This window comes from Sulfurimonas sp. (genome assembly GCF_016744025.1).
Classification (GTDB): Bacteria; Campylobacterota; Campylobacteria; order Campylobacterales; family Sulfurimonadaceae; genus Sulfurimonas.
Map to the genome: position 1 here is coordinate 9,815 of NZ_JADGFC010000088.1, position 1,419 is coordinate 11,233.

Sequence of the window (1,419 nt, forward strand, 5' to 3'; positions counted from 1 at the left end):
TACAAGAAGTATACTTAAGAATATCTTATTAATAATAATGATTATCATTAATGTTAATTAAATATATGAATCAATAAACAAAAAATTTTATGCTAAACTAGGAAATGAAAAATTATTTTGACAAAGAATTTGAAATGCGTTACTTTGAAATGGATAAGTCAGGAAAGGCTTCATCCATCACTATGCTCACCCTACTTCAAGAAACAGCTGTTGAGCATTGTTACTTTGCTGAGCATAGTTTGTTTTCTCTTACGGAGCAAAACCTTGGATGGGTCTTAGTCTCTGGAATTATGGAGATGGATCGCTACCCTTAATATAAAGAGAAAATAATCATCCGTACATGGCTATCTGAGTACAAATCTATCCGAGGTATAAGAGAAAATATTATCTATGATGAACATTACAACATTATAGGAAGAGCTAAAGGCTTGTGGTTATTTTTTGATATAGCTAAACGAAGACCTACAAAAATTCTAAAAGACTTTAAAGAAAAATGGTTATCTTGTGAAGAAACATCTATAGAACACGATATTTCAATCAAGATAGATGCTATTAACTCTGCTGAGTATATGAAAAAATTTCAAGTAAATTTATACGATACAGATACAAACAAACATGTTAATAACATTCGCTATCTACAATGGCTAGTAGAATCAATTCCAGAAGAAATCACTGACAACTATTATTTGCACTCTCTTGACGGACGTTTTATATCAGAAGCACAATATGGAGACATAATCGTATCATTAACAAATCAAGGTGATGAAGAAAACTCATTTGTGCATACTATTCATGTCCAAGGGAGTGATAGAACTTGTGCAACAGCCAAGACAGTATGGAAAAAAATTGAAAAATAATATATACTTCATATCTTCAAACAATGTTAAGTATAAGGTATTATAATTCAAGAACAGTATAATTTAATAAGGACTCAAATGAAAAAAATTATTTTAATATTATGGATAAGTACTATCGCTCTTATGGGTGCAGTTCAACCAAAAGCTTGCGCAGCTTGTCATAATGCTGACTTTAAAAAATCTGCACTAGGTAAATCAAAAATTGTTGCAGAACTAACACATGAACAAATTGCAACTGCGCTAAAAGGATATAAAGCTGGAACTTATGGCGGATCACTTAAAGCTCTAATGAAAGGTCAAATTGGTAAATATTCTGACGCTGAATTAGAAGAATTTGCTCAAACTATAGGTAAATAATTTGTAAATTTACAAAGAGTGCTTAGAAAAGCACTCTAGATTATCTAAAACTCTTCCGTAACCATATCTAATTATTCAAGTTATCTTCGTTGAATAAATATAGTGCTTGATTTTTTCCTATATTTCAATCTTTGACTTAAGTATTATAAAAATCATTATGTATATATATGAATACTTAATATTAATTCTCTTTTTAAGAAATGTA

Annotated in this window: 2 protein-coding genes and 1 pseudogene; all 3 read left to right on the forward strand. The window is 29.6% G+C overall.

Annotated elements, in window-relative coordinates; all coding sequences use genetic code 11:
- Window positions 1–104: 104 nt before the first annotated feature.
- A pseudogene (locus QZZ48_RS15845) lies at window positions 105–479 on the forward strand (acyl-ACP thioesterase domain-containing protein); the annotation flags it as partial.
- Window positions 480–569: 90 nt separating this feature from the next.
- Complete coding sequence (locus QZZ48_RS15850; RefSeq protein ID WP_366755934.1) at window positions 570–857, forward strand: hypothetical protein; 288 nt, start codon at window positions 570–572, stop codon at window positions 855–857.
- A gap of 78 nt (window positions 858–935) precedes the next feature.
- A complete protein-coding gene (locus QZZ48_RS11355; protein WP_294965825.1) occupies window positions 936–1,214 on the forward strand; it encodes a cytochrome C in 279 nt (92 codons plus the stop codon).
- Window positions 1,215–1,419: the final 205 nt, after the last annotated feature.